21 protein-coding genes are annotated in these 22200 nt (G+C 63.3%); 7 read left to right on the forward strand and 14 right to left on the reverse strand.

Features of this window, described 5'->3' with window-relative positions; translation table 11 throughout:
• Window positions 1-144 precede the first annotated feature (144 nt).
• The 3 genes from LJ655_RS11560 to LJ655_RS11570 are packed head-to-tail and all read right to left on the reverse strand — an operon-like array spanning window position 145 to window position 3133.
• Window positions 145-1020, reverse strand: a complete 876-nt coding sequence (locus tag LJ655_RS11560; protein WP_230561371.1) for an amidohydrolase family protein — start codon at window positions 1018-1020, stop codon at window positions 145-147.
• 46 nt (window positions 1021-1066) lie between these two features.
• Window positions 1067-2350, reverse strand: coding sequence for an MFS transporter (locus LJ655_RS11565; RefSeq protein ID WP_230561372.1), 1284 nt, complete (start codon window positions 2348-2350; stop codon window positions 1067-1069).
• 60 nt (window positions 2351-2410) lie between these two features.
• Entirely contained in the window at window positions 2411-3133 is a 723-nt protein-coding gene (locus tag LJ655_RS11570) for a GntR family transcriptional regulator (protein WP_230561373.1), read from the reverse strand.
• A 221-nt stretch (window positions 3134-3354) separates the two neighbouring features.
• Between LJ655_RS11570 and LJ655_RS11575 the strand changes: the two genes are divergently transcribed.
• The gene (locus tag LJ655_RS11575; RefSeq protein WP_230561529.1) at window positions 3355-4599 is read left to right on the forward strand and encodes an MFS transporter; all 1245 of its coding nucleotides are present in this window, start codon (window positions 3355-3357) and stop codon (window positions 4597-4599) included.
• Between the two features lie 21 nt (window positions 4600-4620).
• Here the strand turns inward: LJ655_RS11575 and LJ655_RS11580 are convergent, their stop codons facing one another.
• From LJ655_RS11580 to LJ655_RS11600, 5 genes are all read right to left on the reverse strand, one after another.
• The gene (locus tag LJ655_RS11580) at window positions 4621-5733 is read right to left on the reverse strand and encodes a dihydrolipoamide acetyltransferase family protein (protein ID WP_230561374.1); all 1113 of its coding nucleotides are present in this window, start codon (window positions 5731-5733) and stop codon (window positions 4621-4623) included.
• 4 nt (window positions 5734-5737) lie between these two features.
• Window positions 5738-6718: an alpha-ketoacid dehydrogenase subunit beta gene (locus tag LJ655_RS11585; RefSeq protein WP_230561375.1), complete on the reverse strand. Its 981-nt coding sequence runs from the start codon at window positions 6716-6718 to the stop codon at window positions 5738-5740.
• Window positions 6711-7799: a pyruvate dehydrogenase (acetyl-transferring) E1 component subunit alpha gene (gene pdhA, locus LJ655_RS11590; RefSeq protein ID WP_230561376.1), complete on the reverse strand. Its 1089-nt coding sequence runs from the start codon at window positions 7797-7799 to the stop codon at window positions 6711-6713. The genes LJ655_RS11585 and pdhA overlap by 8 nt, the downstream gene beginning before the upstream one ends.
• Before the next feature lie 255 nt (window positions 7800-8054).
• Window positions 8055-9290, reverse strand: coding sequence for a DUF1214 domain-containing protein (locus tag LJ655_RS11595; RefSeq protein ID WP_230561377.1), 1236 nt, complete (start codon window positions 9288-9290; stop codon window positions 8055-8057).
• 181 nt (window positions 9291-9471) lie between these two features.
• Entirely contained in the window at window positions 9472-10386 is a 915-nt protein-coding gene (locus tag LJ655_RS11600; protein ID WP_230561378.1) for an AraC family transcriptional regulator, read from the reverse strand.
• A 99-nt stretch (window positions 10387-10485) separates the two neighbouring features.
• Between LJ655_RS11600 and LJ655_RS11605 the strand changes: the two genes are divergently transcribed.
• The gene (locus LJ655_RS11605; RefSeq protein WP_230561379.1) at window positions 10486-11235 is read left to right on the forward strand and encodes an SDR family oxidoreductase; all 750 of its coding nucleotides are present in this window, start codon (window positions 10486-10488) and stop codon (window positions 11233-11235) included.
• Between the two features lie 39 nt (window positions 11236-11274).
• On the opposite strand, the gene LJ655_RS11610 is transcribed toward LJ655_RS11605, so the two are convergent.
• The 4 genes from LJ655_RS11610 to LJ655_RS11625 form a co-directional block, all read right to left on the reverse strand.
• Window positions 11275-11814 (reverse strand): SRPBCC family protein, encoded by a 540-nt coding sequence (locus LJ655_RS11610; protein WP_230561380.1) that lies wholly within the window; start codon window positions 11812-11814, stop codon window positions 11275-11277.
• A gap of 69 nt (window positions 11815-11883) precedes the next feature.
• Window positions 11884-13560 carry a methyl-accepting chemotaxis protein gene (locus tag LJ655_RS11615; RefSeq protein ID WP_230561381.1) on the reverse strand — a complete coding sequence of 559 codons (1677 nt, stop codon included), beginning with the start codon at window positions 13558-13560 and terminating at the stop codon, window positions 11884-11886.
• A gap of 160 nt (window positions 13561-13720) precedes the next feature.
• On the reverse strand, window positions 13721-14410 hold the full coding sequence (locus tag LJ655_RS11620) for a potassium channel family protein (protein ID WP_230561382.1): 690 nt from the start codon (window positions 14408-14410) through the stop codon (window positions 13721-13723).
• A gap of 28 nt (window positions 14411-14438) precedes the next feature.
• Complete coding sequence (locus LJ655_RS11625; RefSeq protein WP_230561383.1) at window positions 14439-14717, reverse strand: ElaB/YgaM/YqjD family protein; 279 nt, start codon at window positions 14715-14717, stop codon at window positions 14439-14441.
• A 318-nt stretch (window positions 14718-15035) separates the two neighbouring features.
• Between LJ655_RS11625 and LJ655_RS11630 the strand changes: the two genes are divergently transcribed.
• From LJ655_RS11630 to LJ655_RS11650, 5 genes are read left to right on the forward strand one after another with little or no spacing between them, the layout of a single operon-like run.
• On the forward strand, window positions 15036-15713 hold the full coding sequence (locus tag LJ655_RS11630) for a TetR/AcrR family transcriptional regulator (RefSeq protein WP_230561384.1): 678 nt from the start codon (window positions 15036-15038) through the stop codon (window positions 15711-15713).
• A complete protein-coding gene (locus LJ655_RS11635) occupies window positions 15710-16675 on the forward strand; it encodes an HlyD family secretion protein (RefSeq protein WP_230561385.1) in 966 nt (321 codons plus the stop codon). Before LJ655_RS11630 ends, LJ655_RS11635 begins: the two co-directional genes overlap by 4 nt.
• Window positions 16672-17655 carry an ABC transporter ATP-binding protein gene (locus LJ655_RS11640; protein WP_230561386.1) on the forward strand — a complete coding sequence of 328 codons (984 nt, stop codon included), beginning with the start codon at window positions 16672-16674 and terminating at the stop codon, window positions 17653-17655. Before LJ655_RS11635 ends, LJ655_RS11640 begins: the two co-directional genes overlap by 4 nt.
• On the forward strand, window positions 17652-18803 hold the full coding sequence (locus LJ655_RS11645; protein ID WP_329959695.1) for an ABC transporter permease: 1152 nt from the start codon (window positions 17652-17654) through the stop codon (window positions 18801-18803). The genes LJ655_RS11640 and LJ655_RS11645 overlap by 4 nt, the downstream gene beginning before the upstream one ends.
• A gap of 12 nt (window positions 18804-18815) precedes the next feature.
• The gene (locus tag LJ655_RS11650) at window positions 18816-20351 is read left to right on the forward strand and encodes an efflux transporter outer membrane subunit (protein ID WP_230561387.1); all 1536 of its coding nucleotides are present in this window, start codon (window positions 18816-18818) and stop codon (window positions 20349-20351) included.
• Between the two features lie 17 nt (window positions 20352-20368).
• Here LJ655_RS11650 and LJ655_RS11655 read toward each other — a convergent pair whose 3' ends face one another.
• Both LJ655_RS11655 and benC read right to left on the reverse strand, forming a co-directional pair.
• Entirely contained in the window at window positions 20369-21160 is a 792-nt protein-coding gene (locus LJ655_RS11655) for a 1,6-dihydroxycyclohexa-2,4-diene-1-carboxylate dehydrogenase (RefSeq protein WP_230561388.1), read from the reverse strand.
• The gene (benC, locus tag LJ655_RS11660) at window positions 21157-22179 is read right to left on the reverse strand and encodes a benzoate 1,2-dioxygenase electron transfer component BenC (RefSeq protein ID WP_230561389.1); all 1023 of its coding nucleotides are present in this window, start codon (window positions 22177-22179) and stop codon (window positions 21157-21159) included. Before benC ends, LJ655_RS11655 begins: the two co-directional genes overlap by 4 nt.
• Between the last annotated feature and the right edge of the window lie 21 nt (window positions 22180-22200).

The raw sequence follows: 22200 nt of genomic DNA on the forward strand, positions 1-22200 counted from the left end.
CGATTGCCGCCCAGAGGTGATGTAGAACGATGCGTCGGCCCACTGCATCATACCCCCCAACAAACAGCCACCGATAGCGCCCGTCGACACGCCTTCTCCTCACGCGTCATGAACGCCGCGCCGCCCGGCGTTGCCGCGACAGACCTACATCGCCTCGAACCTGTAAAGCTTCGCGGCCGTGTCCGCGACTATCGCACGTCGCTCCTTTTGATCGGGAAAAATCGCGTGCAGCAGGCCGAGCGTGCGTGCGAAATTCACCTGTGTCTCGAACTGCGTATGGGGCCAGTCGCTGCCCCACATCAGACGGTTCACGCTGAATGCCTTTGTCAGAAGCTGAACCGCCTCACGCACATCATGGTGGTCGTGCTCCATGTTCTGCCAGTTTCGATAGGCAGCCGACACCTTCACCCACACGCGCTGCGTGTCCGCAAGTCCGAGAAGACGGCGAAAGCCCGGAGCATCTGTGCCTCGAGTGGGGTCTGGCCGGCCAAAATGATCGACCACCACATTCATGCCTTCATCCAGAAGCGGCCGGACAATGTGCTCTAGACGTGCCGCTTCGGCGTGCACTTCGACATGCCATCCCAGTTCCCGGACATGCATGAGCGTTTGCGCACTCACCCAGCGATGCAGCGGCAAATCGGCATGTCCGATGAGATTCAGGCGGATTCCGACGATTCCCGCGCGCGCCATCGCCGTCAACGTGTCACGTTCGCAGTCCGGCTCTATGACGGCGACCCCGCGCAGCCGTTCAGGCGCACGACGTAACGCGTCGAGCAGATAACTGCAATCGGTGCCGAGAAAGCTGGGCTGCACCAGTACACCGTGCGACACGCCGTGCTCATCCAGTTGCGCGAGGTACGCGTCCAGCGGCGCATCGTAGTCGGGTGCGTAGCGGCGCTGTCGTGCCAGCGACAAGCCGCGCTCGAAAACATGCGCATGCGCATCAATCAACGTGATGTGGGACGGACGGTGCACTGCCAGTGTTTGATATGCGTCCGGCCCCTGCTTCTCCATCATTGAGGTTCCTCGATGATCCTTCGTGACTTCGCGACAATGGTCCTTTTCAATTTCGATGTGCCCGAAACAGCGTACCTGCATGCCCACCCTCAGGCGTCACGTCACCGAGGGCGCTGCCGCGCGTCTCCGGCAGCATGAGCACTGACAGCACCACGATCGCGTAAGCCAGCCCCGCATCGATGCCGATGGCCGTTCCGAGCGGCATGTTCTCCGACATGTGGCCAACGAGCACCGGAAATCCTGCCGATACGACGCGGCCGAAGTTGTAGCAAAACCCGACGCCTGTGCCGCGAATGCCACGCGGATAGAGCTCGGTGAACAGCGCGCCCATGCTCGCCGGAATGCCTGCCGCGAAGAAACCGAGCGGAAAGCCGAAGAACAGCATCGCAGCATTGCCGAGTGGCAGGAACAGGTAAGCGACCACGGTCAGCACGCAGCAGACCGCAAACAGGAGGATGGTCCTGCGTCGCCCGATTCGGTCGAGCAATTGGGCGCTCGCGAGGCATCCGCAAAAGAACGCGACGATCACGACGGCGAGATAGCCCCCCGTGCCGAGCACGGACAGGTGGCGTTCGGTCTTCAGAAACGTCGGAAGCCAGGTCATCAGCGCGTAGTATCCGCCATGCGCGCCGACACCGAGCAATGCGCCAATGAGCGTCATGCGCAGTACTTGCGGAGCAAAGATGCCGACACCTGGTCCAGAAGTCGGCGCATCCTGTTGATGCGCTTCGCGCGCGAGCGGCACTGGTTCCTGCACGCCACGTCGAACATAGAGGATCAGGAGCGCCGGCACGATGCCGATTGCAAACATCGCGCGCCACGCCGTCTCGCCCGGCAGCACCGAGAACATCAGCGCATAAAGCAGCACCGCCGCGCCCCAACCGACGGCCCATGCGCTTTGCACGCTGCCCATCGCCTTGCCGCGATGCTCGTTGCGAATCGTTTCCGCCATCAGAACGGCGCCAGCGGCCCACTCTCCGCCAAATCCGAAGCCCTGCAAGGTTTTCAGGAAGAGAAACTGCGGATAATTCTGCGCGAATGCACAAAGAAACGTGAACACGGAGAAGAACGCGACCGTCCATTGCAGCGTCTTGACGCGCCCGAGCCGGTCGGACACCATGCCCGCCACCCACCCGCCGAGCGCGGACGCAACCAGCGTGGCTCCGCTCACCAGCCCCGCTTGCGTGTGACTGATCGACCACTGCGCGACGATGGCCGGAATCACGAGGCTGAACATCTGCACATCGAGTGAATCGAGTGCCCATCCGCCGAAGCACGCCCAGAACGTACGTCGCTCACTGCCCGATATTTCGCCAAACCACTTGAACATGGCTGTCTCCTGCGTTCGCGATCCGTTCGTGGGGATCGTCGTTTTGTTATAGGGCGAGCGTCAGCGGATCTCGGCCTGATAGATGAATTCGCTGGCGGGACCGCGCGAGCGCCGCCATTCGAGGGGCTGCCGGTCGTATCCGTACGCGAGCCGCTCGATCACCACGGCGGGCGTACCCGGCTCGATCTGCAGGAGCCGCGCGTGCTGCGGGCCGATCGCTTCCACGGTCAATGTTTCCGTCGCAGTGGCCACGACCTGGTTGCAGGTCGCCTCGTACACCGGGTACAGCAGGTCGCCGATCTCCGTCAGCTCGAGTTGCGCGAACGCGGCAAAGCGGACGTAGGGCAGCCATATCTCTTCGGCGAGCATCGGCACGCCGTCGATCAGACGAAGACGCGACATCTGGATGACCCGGGCGCTACTCGATAGCTGCAATGTCGCGGCGACGGCGGACGGTGCATCGACGACATCGCGGCGCAGGATGCGGCTTTCGGGAATGCGCCGCTCGCCTTGTCGCGTCTGGAAACGGAAGAAACGGAACAGCGAGCTGTCAAAGGTGGCGCGGCGAACGAATGTCCCCCTGCCCTGAAAGCGCTCCAGCAAGCCCTCGGCGACGAGCAGATCCACCGCCTTGCGGACCGTGCCCACAGCCACGTCATAGCTCCTGGCGAGCGCCTGCTCGGTGGGAATGGCTTCACCCGGCCGCCAGTGGCGGGCCGCGATCAAAGCCACCATTTCATCGCGCAGGCGCTGGTAGCGCGGTAGCCGGTCACTAGCTTGCATCTTCGCCTCCCCTCAGATTCATATATATGATTGCATGAGTTAGTGTCCCGTCGGCTTGGTAGTAACCCTAGAATGCCTAATCTACGTGGCATAACGGGTTAATACCCATTGCCGATCTAGGCAAGCCAAGCAAACATATATATGAATTTAACCGGAGATTGTTTGTGAGCCCAACCCCGCCCACCGAGCAGGCCGTCGTGACGAAAATCGCGTGGCGGCTTATGCCGCTTCTGATCGTGATGTTCCTGATCGCCTTCATCGATAGACAGAACGTCGGCTTCGCCAAGCTGCAGATGGTGCATGCGCTCGGGATGTCCGAAGCGTCGTATGGCTTGGGCGCTTCGCTCTTCTTCATCGGCTATCTGATGTTCGAAGTGCCGAGCACGCTCGCGCTGCATCGCTACGGCGCACGCCTGTGGCTCGCGCGAATCATGGTGACGTGGGGCGCCGTCACGGTGGCGATGGCCTTTACGCATTCGATGGGGCTCTTCTACGTGCTCCGGTTCGCACTGGGCGTTGCCGAAGCCGGCTTCTATCCTGGCGTGATCTTCTATCTGACGCTGTGGTTTCCGCAGAGCCATCGCACGCGCATGCTCGGCTTCTTCACGCTCGGCAGTGCGCTTGCCAACATGCTTGGCTCGCTCGCGGGCGGTTTGCTGCTGTCGCTCGACGGCAACCTTGGTCTGGCAGGCTGGCAGTGGGTGTTCGTGGCGACGGGCGTGCCGGCTATCGTCATCGCGTTGATTGCGCTGCGCTATCTGCCGGAATCGCTCGAGCATGCGCCGTTTCTTTCCGGCGCCGAAAAGAACCTGATGGTGGCTGCGCTCAAGCGTGAAACGCCAGCCGAAGCCGTTTCCGAACACCCGTGGCGCGCGCTCGTCGACAAGCGCGTGCTGATGTTCGCGGGCGGCTACATGATGATGTCGACGTCGCTCTATGGCGTGACCTACTGGATGCCGACGCTTCTAAAGAGTAGCGGTGTCTCGCATTCAATGAATGGATTGCTCAACATGATCCCCTGGATGCTTTCCGCGCTGCTTCTGCTCTGGCTGCCCGCGAAGCTCAAGCGCGAAGGCGTCGTGCTCAAGGCGATGACGGCGGTGGCGAGCATCGGCGTCATCGGCTTCGCGCTGAGTCTCGTGCTGCCGGGTTTGCCGCTGCGATTCGCCGCGCTCGTGCTGGGCGGCGCGTGCATTCCGTTGCTGTATCCGTGCTTCTGGTCACTGCCGCCGCGTTTCTTCACGGGCGCGCGCGCAGCGGCGAGCATCGCGGCAATCAATTCCATTGGTAACCTGGGCGGCTTCTTTGCGCAGAACCTGATGCCCTACGTCGGAAAACTGGCCGGCAACGCGAGCGCGCCGATGCTGGTGCCTGTCGTCTGTCTCACACTGCTCGGCGCGGGTATGTCGGTCGCGTGGGCATCAAGTGGGCGCGGTGCGCATGCGCGTGTCGCGGCAGGGCAATAAGCCCTGACCCGGCGCGCCCGGCTACTGCGCCATCTGCAAATCGGCAATCGTCGCGGCGAGAAAACGCGCGGCCTCACCGCCGGTGACGACCCGATGATCGAATGTCAGACTCAGCGGCAAGATCCGATGCACGGCGGGAACGCCGGCTGCCGCCACGACCTGCGCGTGAATGCGTCCGGCTCCGAGAATCGCAACCGTGGGCGGCACGACAATAGGAGCCGCATATTTGCCGGCGATCATGCCGAAGTTCGACAGCGTGATCGTATTGCCGCGAAGTTCTTCCGGCGGGATCTTGCGGGCCCGGATGTCGGCGCGCATCCGCTCGAGCCCGCCGCGCAGATCCGCTGCGTCGCGATGCGCGACGTCGCGCAATACAGGCACGAAAAGGCCATCCGGCAGATCGACCGCAATGCCAAGATCGATCTTCCCCAGCACGTGGCGTCGCCCTGTGTGTCCCTCGAACCACGCATTGAGCCCCGGCTCGGCACGGCATCCTGCCACCAGCGCGCGGATCAGCCGGATCGTGACATCGGTATGCGGCGGCCACGCATCGATGTCGGCGTCGTCGATGACGGTCGCCGCCGCCACTTCGCTCTGGGCGCGCGCCATGTTCTGCGCCATCGCGCGCCGCACGCCGCGCAGCACTTCGGGCGGCCCGAGTTCGGCGAGAACCTTCGCGACGCGCTGCACGTCGGCCGCCGTGACGACTCCCTCCGGCCCTGACGGCGTTACCATCGCCAGATCGACATCCAGCTTGCGCGCGAGCGCCCGCGCCGCCGGAATCGCCTTGATCACGCCCGCACCCGCACCCGTGCCGCCAGGCGCCGGCGGCGCTTCCTGCACGACCTGCTGGCCGACTTCCACGTGACCGACCACGGTGCCGGCATCGGCTTCGTCGCCTTCTCCTTCGAATGCGGCGAGCGGCGCGCCCAGATGCACGACATCGCCCGGCTGGCCGAACAGCTTCGCGATCCGACCGGCTTGCGGCGACGGAATCTCCACGATCGCTTTCGCCGTTTCGACTGACAACAGCGGCTGATCCGTGCGAACCTCTTCGCCCGTCCGAACGTGCCACTCGACGATCTCCGCTTCCTGCAAGCCTTCTCCGAGATCGGGCAGTTTGAAGACTTTCATGGCTTCACGACGCCTCCAGAGTCTGCCTGGCCGCGGCAACGATGCGCTGCGCGGCTGGCATGTATTGATTCTCGAGTCTGTACAGCGGAACCACGACGTCATAGCCGGTGACGCGCTGCACGGGTGCGAGCAGCGAGTACAGTCCGCGCTCGGCGATATTGGCGGCAATCTCCGCGCCAACTCCTCCGGTGCGCGAGCCTTCGTGCACGATCACACAGCGCCCGGTTTTTGCTACCGACGCGAGAATGGTGTTCATGTCGAGCGGTTTGAGCGTCATCACGTCGATCACCTCGGCCATCACGCCTTCCTGCGCAAGCAGATCGGCTGCGTCCTGCACGTCCTTCAACGCTCCGCCCCAACTGACCAAGGTGAGGTCCGATCCGACGCGCAACGTCGTGCAGCTGTCGAGCGGAAGTGCTTCGCCGTTATCGTCGACCGGCTGCCTGTAGAGCCGGTAGAGTCGCGTCGGCTCGAAGAAGATCACGGGGTCCGGGTCGCGAATCGACGCGAGCAGCAAACCGTAAGCGCGCGCCGGAGAGGACGGTGTCACGACACGCAATCCGGGGATGTGGGTGAACAATGCTTCAGGACTTTCGGAATGATGCTCCGGCGCGTGAATCCCTGCGCCGCACGGCGCGCGGATCACGAGCGGGCACGTTAGCCGTCCGCGTGTTCGATGCCGCAATCGCGACGCGTGATTCAGAACGTGATCGATGGCCGGATAGATGAACCCGCTGAACTGGATCTCCACGACCGGCCTCAAACCCATCGCCGCCATGCCGATCGCAGTACCCGCAATCGCGGTTTCCGCCAGGGGCGTATCGATCACCCGCTGCGCGCCGAATCGCGCCTGTAATCCGGCCGTCGCGCGAAACACACCGCCATTCACGCCGATATCCTCGCCGAGCAGCACGACGGCCGGGTCGTGCGCCAATTCGTAGGCGAGCGCCTGATTGAGCGCCTCGACCATGTTGAGGTCAGCCATGGCGGTTCCCCGCGGCAGGCGCGAAATGCCGTGCCATGGCGAGTTGCTCACGCATCGCTTCTGGCAAGGTCTCGTACAGGTGATCGAACATGGCGGAGGTATCCGGCGGCGGTACCGCGAGATACGCATCGACGGCCTCCTCGACCTGCGCAAGACACGCGCGGCCGAGTTGCTCGTCCTGCGCCTTGTCCCAAACGTTCATATGCATGAGGTACGTGCGCAAGCGCAGCAACGGCTCGTATGTCCATTGCTTGCTGAGGACCTCGGCGTCGCGATAGCGGGTCGCGTCATCGGCTGTCGTGTGATCGCCCAGGCGATAGCTCAGTGCTTCGATCAGCGTCGGGCCATCGCCGCGGCGAGCCTTCGCGAGCGCCGCGTGGACCACCTGATGCATTGCGATGACGTCGTTGCCGTCGACCTGCAACCCATCGATTCCCGCCGCAATCGCTTTTTGCGCGAGCGTCTGTGCAGCGCTCTGGCGATGGCGCGGCACCGAGATGGCCCACTGGTTGTTATTGACCACGAGAACGAGCGGCGCCTGCCAGACGCCAGCCATGTTCATCGCTTCATAGAAGTCGCCTTTGGAGGTGCCGCCGTCGCCGAATATCGCCACCGCGACGCGCGGTTCGCGACGCACCAGGAACGCGTAGGCCGCGCCGGCTGCGTGGCACACCTGCGTGCCGATCGGCACACAGTTTGGGAAGTCCTGGCGCGGCACGCTGAAGTCGCTGCCGCGTTCGTCGCCACCCCAGTACAGCAAACTTTCCGTCATCGTGACGCCGCGCAGCAATTGCGCGGCATGATCCCGATAGGAAGGAAACAGCACGTCGTCGCGCTCCATCGCGCTGGCGACGCCGACGCCGATCGCCTCCTGGCCGACCGACGACGCAAAGGTGCCAAGCTTGCCGGTACGCTGCAGCGCAACTGCCTTGGTATCGAAGGCCCGTGTCAGCACCATCGCGCGATAGAGCGGAACCAGCGCGATCGGGTCCCGTGCAAACGCAGGCAATGGTTGCGCCGGCTCACCATCGGGGCCCAGGTACTGAACGTAGCCGATATGAAAACTGGCAGCCGTGCTCATGACCGCCCTCCATGATCATTCAGATATCGTACCCGTGCCGGAGTTCATGCGCACGAACGCTGCCGCACGAACAATGCTGCGATCGCGCACTCGAATCACGGCCAAAGGTCTTGCCTCGTTAATTGCTTGCAGCAAAGTAGCAGGGAATAACACCCTCACGGCGCACACCCGAAGCCGTCCTCAGATGAATCACGGCACCGCTCGGCGACTTCCAGCGTCGCCGAGCGGTGCCCCATTCACACCGACGCGAAAAGCTCAGGGTGCGTATCGCGATGCGTAACTCGCGGCACGCGCAGCCAATTGTGCCTGTCGGTCCGCCGCGGTAACGTACTTCGTCGTCGAGGGCAGAACGCTGCCGAGGTCGCTCAGCTTCACAAGCTGGGCCGTCGCCGATGGTCCCACCGCTGCGGGTGTCGCCGGCAACCCTTGCCAGCGCAGGTTGAGGAAGCCCTGGTGCAAACCAACCGTATCGACCCAGTTGTAGACGCCCGGGTCTTTGGGGGAGACCACGAACGTGTACGTGCCATCCGGATTGGGCACCGCTTGCGCGTTGTTCAACGTCTGGGTGTGGTTAATGTAGTCGGTCGTAATCGTCCACCGGCCATAGGCCGGCGCGATGAAGTACTTTGCCCCGCCGAGGTTGACATTGACGACGAGTGCTTCATCGTCGGCAAGTTGAAATGCGCTGTAGGTGGCCGCCTGGTTCGCGAGGCGTCCCCCGGTGCCGCCAAGCGACGGTGCGGGCAGCGTATTGACGGGTTGAGCGTACCCAAGGGTGTTATAGCCAACGAACTGGGCAGCGGCAGCCGGAGTTTGCAGCGTGGCCGCGAGAGTCGCCGCCAGCGTATCTGCGCTCTGTGCTTGCGTCGAAACGCTCGGAACCCGCTTTATCGCCAGACTGTTGAACTGTTGTACTCCCCATTCGTTGATCGTATCGCGCACGAAGATGGACGCTGCTCCAGACACGAGCTGGATATGATTGCCGGGTCCGGTCGACGACGAGTCAGCGTTGATGACGAAACTCCCGTCCGCGTTCGTGGAGAGCTGGTCGCCGGCGAGATTGGAGAGCGTCGCGCTTGTGTTGCTATAGAGGCTGAAATTGAAATCGACCGGCTTATGCGCGTGGACTGTTCCGGTGAGGACGTAGCTCGAAGCCGGGTCGATCGGTATCTTGCGGTAGATGGTGTCCGGGTTGTCAAATGTTGTCCGCGATCCCGGCACATTCATTCCGTACCAATTGTGCGGAGCTGCGAGAAATGAAACCACCTTCGGGGCACTGGCGTCCCCCGAAGCAAGCGATAGCGCGTAGGCGAACACGGTCTCATCGACGGCCTCGTCGAGATTCGTCAACGCTTCATTCGATACACCGCCCGTTGCCTGAGCGGCCGCCAGCCAGGTCGCTTTGAGCGTCGCTTTCGCCGCAATCACCGCAGGCGCTTGAGCGACAGCGATGGCGAGTTTCTCGGCGGCCAACTGATCCTGGGTCGCCAAAGGGTTTGGGCTATCCGCAATACTGCCCCCTCCGCAGGCATCCAGAATGAATGGGAGTGCGGCCAATGCTACCAATCGTCGTTTGAACATATCGAGCGTGCGTAGGTTATTAGAAATTTTTGAACGCACAATCTATACGGCGCTGTGGCGCAGCAGAACCAAGAAAAACGAATATGGAAAGTTATTCTTCGGCTATGCCGCTTCTTTTCGGAGCATATTGCGTCGGCGGCAGGCCGACATGACGCGTGAACGCGACGCTGAATGCGCTTGCCGAGCTATAGCCCACGCGCGCCGCGATCGTCGCGACGCCGACTTCGTTCCGGCGCAACAGGTTTTTGGCAATGGCCATGCGCCACGACAACAGATACTCCATCGGCGCGACGCCGACTGCGCGGCTGAATCGATCGAAGAAAGAGGAACGTGAAAGCGCGGCGGCTTTCGCGAGTTGCGCAATCGTCCAGGGCTTTTCCGGGCTTTCGTGCATCTGGCGGATGGCGAGCGCGAGACGGGCATCGGCGAGGCCGCGCACGAGACCGGGCGATGCCCCCGTTTGCGTCGATCGCAACGCTTCGATGAAGAGCACTTCGAGCAGGCGCGCCAGCACGACCTCGCGCGCGGGCCGCTGCGCGCGCGATTCGTCCCGCACGAGCTTGACGAGCGTCGCTAGCCTGCTATCGCCGCGCACGAGCACGAGTTCGGGCAGAAGCGAGACGAGCAAGGCCGCATCGGGCGAGCCAAACGCGCAGAGGCCCGCGAGCCATTGCGCTTGCGGCGCGGCCGATGCATCACCGAAACGAAAACTGCCGTCGGCCAGCTGCGCGGGCGCGACATCGCAGACCTCGTCATCGCCGGGCGGATCGATGCTCGTCATCGCGAAGCTGAAAACCTGAGGCACGAGCACGAAGTCATCGGCCTCAAGAATAAGCGGCTCGCAACCGTTGACGGATAGCCGAAGCGATCCTTCGAGCACCACGCAATAGAACGGTTGTCCGGCTTCCGTGCGGCTCGCGCGCCAGCGCCCCGCTCCGCTGACCACTTTCGAGAACGTGGGCGTCGGCTGGAGCAATGTGACGACTTCGGCTAGCGGGTCGATCATGATCGGACGATCTCGAATGAGACGTGGACTTTCGATTGTAGCGAATCCGGCCGGTCACGACGTATCGTGGAGTAACCGTCACCGACCACAGGAGTCGACATGAAGACCGTATTGATTACCGGCTGCTCGTCCGGATTTGGCCTCGAAATCGCGCGTTATTTTCTGGATCGCGAATGGCGCGTGATCGCCACGATGCGCACGCCGCGCGAAGATGTCTTGCCGCGCTCCGATCGTCTTTCGATCCTGAAGCTCGACGTGAAGGAACCGCAAAGCATTCGCGCCGCCATCGATGCAGCCGGTCCGATCGACGTGCTCGTGAACAACGCGGGCATCGGCTTTCTGAACGCTCTCGAAGGCACGCCGATGGACACCGCGCGCGATATCTTCGAGACCAATACGCTGGGCACCATCGCGATGACACAGGCCGTGTTGCCGCAATTCCGCGAGCGCCGGGACGGCGTGATCGTCAACGTGACCTCGACCGTCACGTGCAGACCGCTGCATTTGCTGTCGGTCTATACCGCGAGCAAGTCGGCGGTCAACGCATTCAGTGAATCGCTCGCGCTCGAACTGGAACAGTTCAATGTGCGCGTGCGTGTCGTGCTGCCGGGACGCGCGCCTTCCACGCGCTTCGGCGAGAACGCGCAGGCGCGCATGAAGAACGGCTTTCCCGAGCCGTACAGTGCACTCGTGCAGCAGATTTTCGCGAACTGGGAGAAAGAAACGACCGTCACGCATGCATCGGATGTCGCCGAAGCCGTTTGGCTCGCCGCCACCGATCCATCGAGCCCGTTCAACATCCCCGCCGGCGAAGACGCTGTCGAGTGGTACACCGCGCGCGCCAGATAGCGCCGGGAAGCTCGGGCCGTGGATGTCGTGCAATGAGATCTACGGCATTGTTTCCAACGTTTTTTTCAGCCGCGCGACCGCCGTGTCTGATTCCTGCTGGATTCGCGCGCGCACGAACAGGACATTCACTGCCTCGAACCAGAGTGACGGTGCGCGGTAGATGAACTCGCGCTCGAATCGCGTCCCGGACGCGACGGGAGTGAGCGAATAGCTGACCGTGCCGGCGGACTTGCCGCCTATGGTGCCGACAATCACCCATTTGCGCGGACGATCCCGCTCCGCAACCGTCCACACGACGCTCCCGCGGCGACCCGCGACACGGAATTCTTCCGTGACCTGTTCGCCGACTCTCAACGAGTGATCGGTCGCGCCTCTTACGGATAGTGACGAGGGGTGCCAATCGGGCCAGTGCGCGGGTGTCGTCACGTAGTCGAAAACGACCGTGTCCGGTCGTTCGATCGCGACCACGGTGACAATCCTGGTGGTCAGGTTGACGAACCCAGGCAATGGCAGGACAAGCAGGACCAGGACCGCTAAGGCCGCCAGGATTGCACCGATCCATCTCAACGGCGATTTCATTGACGACTCTGGGATATCTCGCGCACACGCCGGCGGCGGGCCGCTCAATTCTCCGCCATCTAAAGTGCGTCATCCACCTCGATGCCGAAGCTGCGGTACTCCCCGTGGGTCCACGGTACCTGACGATTGCGGCACCGACCGCGAATGCCGGTTTGGCGCGTCGGTTACGAGGCGAAATACCTGCACGGCATCTTCCAGTGTGCATGCCTGTTCTTGCATGCTGGCGGCTGCGGCTGCCACCTGCTCAACCAGGGCAACGTTTTGCTGGATTCTTTCATCCATCTGACCGATCGCGCGGTTGATTTCCCCGATGCCGGCACTTTGCTCGTTGCTCGCGTGAGTGATCTCGCCCATCAGGGCGACCACACTATCGACGGCTCGGACGATTTCGGTCATGTCCCGGCCGGCCTGATCGACCAGTTCGCTGCCTGTCTTGACGTTGCCGACCGAGTCAGTAATCAGCGCCTTGATTTCCTTGGCGGCCATGGCGCTGCGCTGAGCCAGGCTGCGCACCTCGGCGGCTACTACCGCAAAACCGCGCCCCTGGTCGCCCGCGCGTGCGGCTTCGACCGCCGCGTTCAAGGCGAGGATGTTGGTCTGAAAAGCAATCGAGTCGATCATGCCGATGATGTCGACGATCTTGTGTGAACTGCCGCGGATCAACGACATGGTGGTGACCACATGGCCCACCACGTCGCCGCCTTTGACCGCGAGATCGGAGGCCGAGGCGATGTGCTGATTGGCGTTCGAAGCGCGATCAGCATTGGCGCGGACCATCGCCGTCAGTTGCTCCATCGTCGATGCGGTTTTCTCGAGCGAGCCAGCCTGAGCCTCGGTGCGGGAAGAAAGCTCTGCGTTGCCGGCTGCAATTTCGCGCGCGCCGGTCGCGATCATATCGGACGCACGTCGCACGTTGCCGACCACCGAGGCCAGACCGACACTGATGCCATTCATCGCCTGCATCAACTGGCCCAGCTCGTCGCGCCGGCTGACATGCACCTGGGCGGTCAAGTCGCCGGCCGCCAGTTTTTCCGCGGCGGCCTTGGCCTCGAGCAGCTGCATGCCGAGACCGCGCCGGGTCGTCACGTAGACCAGCGCGCTGACCAGCAGCGCGCCGATCAGCCCGAAGCCAATCACTTCGCTTTGCACGAGAGAAGGCAACGCCGCGGCCGGGTCGGGCCGGTCGGCGGGAATCACTGCCTGCAGCAGCCGGCCATAGCCCAGCAGCAGTGCGGTGTTTGCGCCCAAGGTCAGCAGCGCGAGTCTGGCTCCAATCGACAGGTTCCACACTTCACTGACATCGAGCCCGACGTACAACGCGCCGATAACCTCCCCGGAGCTATCCCGGATTGGCTCGTACCGTGTCATGTATTGCTTGCCGAATAGCGTGGCGTAACCGGTGTAGGGCTGCCCGCGGCGCAGCATTCCATAGCCGGGGTGCGAGCGGTCGAGCACTGTACCCACGGCTCGCTCGCCCGTTTGCTTTTTGACCGAAGTGGCGACGCGCACGAAGTCTTCGCCTATTCCGACGAAGAGTGTGCCCGTCGCGCGGGTCTCGGCGGTGAAGCGGTCTACTTCGTCGTAGTTGAGGTTCAGCAGCGTATTGCCGTTCAGCAACCTGGGGGTCATGACGCCGAGGATGTCGACACCGTTTGATGCGTCGCGAATGAACGGGGCGGGAAAATACCCGGCGAGCGTTCGCGCATGACGGCGCACCTGCGTCTTGAGTGGCAGCAGAGAGTGCATGGATTGAACCCCCGGTCGACTGTTTCGGCGAGCCAGAATAAATCAGACTCTTTAGTTTGAATGCATTAGACAGAATATTGCATGAGATGGCAATAGATTGTCGTCGTTAATCTCGCGCAAACGTTTGCCAAATAGCTCCCTGCGCAAACGGCCCAGGCATCTAGGAATCGTCGTGGGTATAACTCTCTCGCGGAGGGTACACGCCGGCCAGGCGGGCAATCAGGATCGCGACGAACAAGCTGCCGGTGATCTGTTCCACCATGCACATGCCTCGTGCCGGGCGCGTGAGGGGCGTGATGTCGCCGAAGCCCGTGCTCGTAAGGACGGTTATGCTGAAGTAAAGCGCGTCGGCATAAACGAGCCGGCCCGGCTGCCCGACGATCATATAAGACAGCGGATAGAAAAACCCCACGCTCGCGTAGATGTACGCCCACAGAACACCGATCAACAGATACGCCGAGGCGGCGCCGAACAGCTTGTCCGGCGTCATGATTTTCGGCTGGAACACGTAGCGCAGAAGATATACGACTGTAATGAAATACAGCACGGCGCTGAACATCCAGGATATAGCAAGGCTGCGATCGTCGTCGTACCACAGGCCAAGGTACTGGAACCACATGGCCGGAAGGGCAAGAACGAGCGCCATCACGAACGGCACCGTCGTGCGGCCGACCGCTGCCACGGTCGCTATGAGGAGGAACATGTTGACGACGTTCAGAACCAGCCGGCCGCTGTCGCTCGCCGGCACGAACGACACCGCGCCGATGAGAACAACCAGCACGCCGAACAGCCAGAAACAGCGCTGGTAGAAGATGCGGGACAGCGCGTCGCGCGTGATGCGCAAGGCCATGATGGGGCTGACTAGAATTCGACGCCCGTCATTCGCGATTGATCAGTAGCCCTATCAGCAGCCCGATACCGGCCGCTATGCTGACGGATGTCCACGGATGCTCGTGGACGAAGTCGTCGGTAGTGCGGGCAGCCTTCTTGCCGCTTTCGACCGCCACGACCTGCACATCGACGGCCTTTTTCCTCGCGCCTTCCAGTTTCGCCCGCGCCCTTTCGAGTAGTTTGGAAGTCTTTTCGATGGAGGGCGCGCTTTCGGTCTCCGAGACCTGATTTTCCAGATCGGCGGGCGTGGCATTGGTGTCAGACATCGGTTTCTCCCGGTTGATTCTCAAAGTGAATACGTGTCGACGGACTTACCCATAGCATGATGACTTGCGACCGAGGCGTTGCAATTGGACCTTGGTCCTATTCGTCCACTACCCGGTCGGACGGCTGCCGATCGACCGACCACGGGCGGCTGCCTCATCGCGCGCGCACTTGACACCGATCAACGAAAGACCAAAACGCGCCCACCGCCAGGGTTTCCCCTGCTTCGTCACACCGGAAAATATCCTAGTATCAATGAGTTAAAACTAACTAACTCATCAATTAGTCTCATGCCCGTGCCTCAGATCGCGCGTTCCAGAATGGGTCGCCGTCCTCATGCGCAGGACTTCGACGCACGCGAACATCTGCTCGATGTCGCGGTGGCGTTGTTCGCCGAGCGCGGTATCGCCAACACCACGGTTGCGCAGATCGCGGCGGCGAGCGGCGTGACCTCCGCGATGGTGCACTACTGGTTTCAGACCCGCGAAAAGCTGCTCGACGCACTGTTCGAGGAAAAGATCGTCGCCGCGTTCGGCGCGATCTGGGATCCGGTCGATCCCGAACACGACGATCCGCTCACGCTGACGCAGGGCATCGTCAAGCGCATGTTCGACGTCACCGAAGCCATGCCGTGGCTGCCTTCGTTATGGCTGCGCGAAGTCGTCAACGAGGGCGGTCTGCTGCGCGAGCGCGCGTTTGCGCGTATCCCGGTGCAAAAACTCGCCGCGTTCGGTCAGAACATTGCGCGCGGCTGTGCGTCGGGTCAGTTGAACGCGCAACTCGAACCCTTGCTGCTGTTCAACTCGGTGCTGGCGCTCGTGATGCTGCCGCAGGCAACCGCCAGGATCTGGCAGCGCCTGAATCCGCACACATCGTTCGATCGCGCGAGGCTCGAACGCCACGTCGTGGCGCTACTCACGCAGGGCATGAGCGCGACCGCCGCGAACCACGCGAAGGCGACGTCCACCGCACGGCGCGCGAAAGGAAAACCATCATGATTGCGGCTGCCAGTTCATCCATGCGTGTCGCGTTGCTCGCGCTCTGTGTCGCGTGCGCGAGCTGTTCGCGGCAACCGGCGAACACGTGGCAAGGTTATGTGGAAGGCGAGTTCCTGTACCTGGCGTCTTCGCAGGCGGGGCAGTTGACCGAACTTGCGGTCTCGCGCGGGCAGACCGTCGCGCAGAACACGCCGCTATTCGCGCTCGAAGCGCAGAACGAGACCGAGGCCGTGGCGCAGGCGAGGCAGCAACTGCGCGCGGCTCGCTCCCAGCTTGCTGATCTGAAAACCGGCAAGCGTCCCCCGGAGGTCGACGTGACGCGCGCGCAACTCGTGCAGGCCGAAGCCGATGCGTCGCGCGCGGCGACCCAGTTCCGTCGCGACGAACAGCAATTCGGCGCGGGCGGCATCGCTCAAAGCCAGCTCGACGACTCGCGCGCGAACGCGTTATCGACCGCGGCGCACGTGCGCGAGCTGCAAAGCCAGCTGACCGTCACGCGTCTGCCGGGACGGATCGAACAGATCCGCGCGCAACAGGCACAGGTCGATGCAGCGCAGGCCCAGCTCGGCCAGGCCCAATGGAAGCTCGATCAGAAAAGCGTGCACGCGCCACACGCGGGCCTCGTGTTCGACACGATGTATCGCAGCGGCGAATGGGTGCCGGCCGGCAGCCCCGTGATACGCATGCTGCCGCCGGAGAACGTGAAGGTGCGTTTTTTCGTGCCCCAGGGGGTGGTCGGTTCGCTCGCGCCGGGCCGTCGCGCATCGATTCATTGCGACGGTTGCGCCGCCGATGTGCCGGCCGTGCTCAGTTTCATTTCGGACCAGGCGGAGTACACGCCGCCGGTGATTTTCAGCAACGAAAGCCGCGCGAAGCTCGTGTTCATGGTCGAAGCCAGACCCCAGGTCGCCGATGCGCCGAAGCTGAGGCCCGGCCAACCCGTCACGGTCACGCTGCAATGAGTTCACCCGCAACCACCGGTAGCGAAAATCATCCCGTAAATGCGATCGACGTGCACGGGCTGAACAAGCATTTCGGCACGAAACACGTGGTCAACGATGTATCGCTGCGCGTGCAGCGCGGCGAGATTTTCGGCTTCCTCGGCCCGAACGGCAGCGGCAAGACCACCTGCATCCGCATGATGTGCGGTTTGCTGACGCCCGATTCCGGCAGCGGCACGTGTCTCGGCTACGACATCGTGCGTGACAGCGCGCAGATCAAGCGGCGCACCGGCTATATGACGCAGCGTTTCTCCTATTGGGAAGATCTGACGATCCGCGAAAACCTCGACTTCGTTGCACGCATCTACGAGATGAAGAACCGCCGCGAAGCGGTGGACCGCGCGCTCGAACAGCTTGGCCTGCAAAGCCGCGCGAAGCAACTGGCCGGCGCGTTGTCGGGCGGATGGAAGCAGCGTCTCGCGCTGGCCGCATGCATGCTGCACGAGCCGGAACTGCTGCTGCTCGACGAGCCGACGGCGGGTGTCGACCCGAGCGCGCGCCGCGACTTCTGGGAAGAGTTGCACCGCCTCGCGGCACGCGGCATCTCGGTGCTCGTCAGCACGCACTATATGGACGAAGCGGAACGCTGCCACAAGCTCGCCTATATCGCCTACGGCAAGCTGCTCGCACAAGGCACCTCGAAAGAAGTGATCGATTCGCAAGGGCTCGTGACGTGGGCCGTGTACGGCCAGAATCTCGTCGAACTCGGCGACCGGCTGCGCCGCTCGCCGGGCGTCGAGCAGACGGTGGCGTTCGGTTCGTCGCTGCACGTGAGCGGACCGGACACGCCCGAACTCCACGCGACGATCGATCAACTGGCACGCACGGACCCGGCGCTGCGGATCGAAAGACAGGAAACCGGCCTCGAAGACGTGTTCATCTTCATGATGAACCGCTCGACCGACAACTACGCCACCCCCGGCGCGGCCAAGGCATCATGAATTCCCCGCGCCGCCTCCCGCGCTTTTCGCTGATGCGTTGGTGGAGCATCGTGCGCAAGGAGTTTCTGCAACTGAAGCGCGACCGCATCACCTTTGCGATGATGATCGTGCTGCCGATCATGCAGATGGCGCTGTTCGGCTTTGCGATCAATACCGACCCGAAGCATCTGCCGACCGCCGTCATCGCCGCCGATCACAGTGAATTCACGCGCAGTTTCATGATGGGGATGCGCAATTCCGACTACTTCGACATCGTCTCGACGCTGCCCGACGAAGAGTCCGGCCGCCGCGCGCTGGCGCAGGGCAAGGTGCTGTTCGTGCTGAATATTCCGGTCGGCTTCACGCGCAATCTCGTCAAAGGCGCACGTCCGTCGCTGCTCGTCGAAGCCGACGCGACGGACCCTACCGCGGTGAGCACCGCGCTGGGCGCGCTGCCGTCGATTACGCAGGCGGTGTTGCAGAAGGATCTGACGGGTCCGCTGTCGTCGCTCGCGGTCGGCCCCGCCGCATTCGACGTTCAATTGCACCGGCTCTACAACCCCGAGAGCATCACCCAGTACAACGTGGTGCCCGGCCTGATGGGCGTGATCCTGACGATGACGATGGTCATGATGACCGGCCTCGCGATCACGCGCGAACGCGAGCGCGGCACGATGGAAAATCTGCTCGCCACGCCGGTGCTGCCGCTCGAAGTCATGACCGGCAAGATCGTGCCTTACGTGGCGATCGGCCTGGTTCAGGTGAGCATCATTCTCGCGGCCGCACGCTTCGTGTTCAATGTGCCGTTCGAAGGCAGTCTGATCGCGCTGTATCTGTCCTCGCTACTGTTCGTCGCGGCCAACCTGACGATCGGCATTACGCTCTCGTCGCTCGCGCAGAACCAGTTGCAGGCCATGCAGCTGACGATGTTCTATTTTCTGCCCAACATCCTGCTCTCAGGTTTCATGTTTCCGTTCGCGGGCATGCCGAAATGGGCGCAGTACATCGGCAATCTGCTGCCGCTGACCTATTTCAACCGGCTCGTGCGCGGCATTCTGCTCAAAGGCGTCGGTTGGGCCGACATGTGGCCGCATGTATGGCCGCTGCTGGTGTTTCTGTTCGTCGTGATGGGTGTCGCCGTGAAGTTCTACCGGCGCACGCTCGATTGAGGAAGGCCTGCAATGTGTTCCGCTCCTGCCGTTCCTGCCGTTTGTGCCTTTCGTGCCGGTGTTTTTCATCGTGCGGCTTGCCGATCCGCAGCGTTCTGGCTCGCCGCCTTCGGCGCCAGCGCGGCTTTGTGCGCGTGTGCGGTCGGTCCGGATTTCCATCGACCCGAGGTGACCAGCGCGTCGAGCTATACCGCCGCACCGCTTCCGGCAAGCACCGTCGCAGCCGAGGGACCCGGCGGCGCCGCGCAACGCTTCGTGCCGGCCGATGTGCCCGGCGACGGCTGGTGGCGCGCGTTCGGCTCGCCGGTGCTGAACGCGCTCGTGCAACAGGCGCTCGACGACAGCCCCACCCTCGCGCAAGCCCGCGCGAAACTCGACGAAGCGCAGCAGGACTATCGCGCACAGGCGGGCGGCACGCTCTGGCCGCAGGCCGATGCCAACCTGTCGACCACGCGCGAGAGAATCGATCCCGAGGCCCTCGGCTTCGGTCAGCTCGCGCAGGGCCGCTCGTTCGCGCCGTTCACGCTGTACAGCGCACAGGTCACGGTGTCATACACGCTCGATCTGTTCGGCGCGAATCGCCGCGCGCTCGAAGCGGTGGCCGCGCAGGTCGACTATCAGCAATATGAACTCGAGGCCGCGCGTTTGACGCTCGCCGGTAATGTCGTGACGGCGGCGATCCGGCGCGCGTCACTGGCGCGGCAGATCGCAGTCACCGAAGCGCTGCTCGCGAACCAGATGCAGCAACTCGACATCGCCGAACGCCGTTATCGGGCGGGCGGCATCTCCGAGGTCGATCTGCTGAGCCAGCGCACGCTCGTGCAGCAAACCCGCGCGACGTTACCGCCGTTGCGCACGCAGCTCGCGCAGACCGATCATCAACTCGCGATCTATCTGGGCCGTGCGCCGGCGGATTTGCCCGCCACGCCCGAGCTCGCCGCGCTCGACCTCGATACGCTCGTGCTGCCGGCCGACCTGCCGCTCACGCTGCCGTCGACGCTTGCGCAGCAGCGGCCCGACATCCGCGCGTCCGAGGCGCTGTTGCACCAGGCGAGCGCGAACATCGGCGTCGCGACCGCCAACCTGTATCCGCGCATCACGCTGTCGGGCAGCGCGGCGACCGAACGCGTCAACGTGTCCGACCTGCTGACGGGTTTCAACGTGTGGAATTTCGGCGCGGGACTCACGCAGCCGCTGTTCCACGGCGGTGAACTGCTGGCGCGCAAGCGTTCGTCCGAAGCGGCCTATCAGGCAGCCCTCGCCGTCTACAAGCAAACCGTTCTGCAGGGACTGCAACAGGTGGCCGACGCGCTGCGCGCGCTCGATCAGGACGCAATCGCCTTGCAGGCGCTCGACTCCGCGCAGCGCAGCGCGCAGCGCAGTGCCGGTATCGCCAGCGAGCGTTATGCGGCGGGCGGCATCAGTCAATTGACGCTGCTCGATACGCAGCGGCAGGCATTGCAAACCGGACTCGATCGCACGAAAGCCGCCGCGCAGCGGTATGCCGATACCGCCGCGCTATATCAAGCGCTCGGGGCGCGGCCCTGAGTCACCGGCGCGGCTCGCTAGCCCTGGTCGCCGCCGCCGACCGGCAGCACGGTACCGGTGATATACGACGCTTCATCGGAGGCGAGGAACAGGATCGCGCCGACCTGCTCGTCGATCGTGCCGTAGCGATGCATCAGGCTCGACGCGATCGTCTGATCGACAATGCCCTGATACCACGCCGCTTCCTGCTCGCTTTGCGGCGCGGTATTGCGCGGCACGCGGCGCGGCGGCGCTTCGGTGCCGCCGGTCGCGACCGCATTGATGCGGATGCCGTGCCCGGCATGCTCGAACGCGAGGCTCGCGGTCAGCGCGTTGACGCCGCCCTTCGAGGCCGCATACGGCACGCGATAAATGCTGCGCGTCGCAATCGACGATACGTTGACGATCGCCCCGCTCGCACGCTTCAACATGCCGGGCAACACCGCATGGCAGCACCACAGCGTCGGGAACAGCGAACGCCGCACCTCGGCTTCGATCTGCTGCGCTTCATATTCCTCGTACGGCTTTGCCCAGATCGTGCCGCCGACGTTGTTGACGAGCACGTCGATGCGGCCGAACGCATCGATCGCGAAGGCCGTCATCGCGGTCGCGCCTTCGTAAGTTTCGAGGTCGGCGATAAACGCGCGCGCGTCGCCGCCTTCGCGCGCAATCTGTTCGGCCACCTCGTGCACGATCGGCGCGCGGTCCACCAGCACCACTGCCGCGCCCTCGCGCGCGGCGCGCAACGCGACGCCACGGCCGATGCCCTGGCCCGCGCCGGTCACGACGAGCACCTTGCCCTTGAAGCGATCGGTAAAGGTCGAAGTCATGCTACGTTGCTCGCCGAGAATTTTTCGTAGTAGAAGTTCGCGGGCTCGACGCCGCTCTCGCGCAGCCAGCCCTGCACCGCTTCGACCATCGCGACGGGACCGCACAGGTAGACGTCGACGTCGCCGTCGTTCAGCCATTCGCTGTCCACGTGCGCGGTCACATAGCCTTTGCGCTCATGGCTGCTCGCGGAATCGACCACACAGGTGCGATAGCTGAAGTTCGGCAGCGCACGCTGCGCATCTTCGATCTGTTCGAGCGCGACCAGATCGATATCGTGGGTGACGCCATACACGAGCCGCACCGGCTGCGTATTGCCGCTCGCCTTCAGCACGTCGAGCATCGACAGGAACGGCGCGATGCCGGTGCCGCCCGCGAGGAACAGCACCGGACGCTGCGGATCGCGCAGATAGAAGCTGCCATAGGGACCCGTGAAGCCGATGCGTTGGCCCGGCTGCGCGTCCTTGCTCAGATAGCCGCTCATCCTGCCGTCCGGCACGTTGCGCACGACGAACGCCGCGCGCGCCGCGCCAGGGGCCGAGCTGAACGAATACGACCGGCTTTCGCCGCTCGCGCCCGGAATCTCGACGTTCACGTATTGACCCGCGAGAAAGCTCGGCGCGCTCGCGCCGTCGACATCGATCGAGAAATGAATCGTCGAATCCGACAGCCGTTCGACCGCCGCAAGCGTGCCCTCGAAACGCGACACACCGGTCTTGCATGCCGCCGACGACGCTTGCACGCGAACCACGAGGTCCGAGCGCGGCCGCGTCTGGCACGCGAGGATATAACCCTGGCTCGCTTCCTCGGGGGTCAATGCATCTTCGACATAACTCGACTCGGGCATCTCGTACGCGCCCGATTCGCACAGCCCGCGGCACGTGCCGCACGCGCCTTCGCGGCAATCGAGCGGGATGTTGATCTTCTGCCGGTACGCGGCATCCGACAGCGTTTCATTCTCGCGGCAGCTGATGAAGCGCGTGACGCCGTCTTCGAACTGAAGTGCAATAGTGTGTTCCATGACCTGTCTCCTGCGACCGCA

The organism is Paraburkholderia translucens (assembly GCF_020881035.1).
GTDB lineage: Bacteria > Pseudomonadota > Gammaproteobacteria > Burkholderiales > Burkholderiaceae > Paraburkholderia > Paraburkholderia translucens.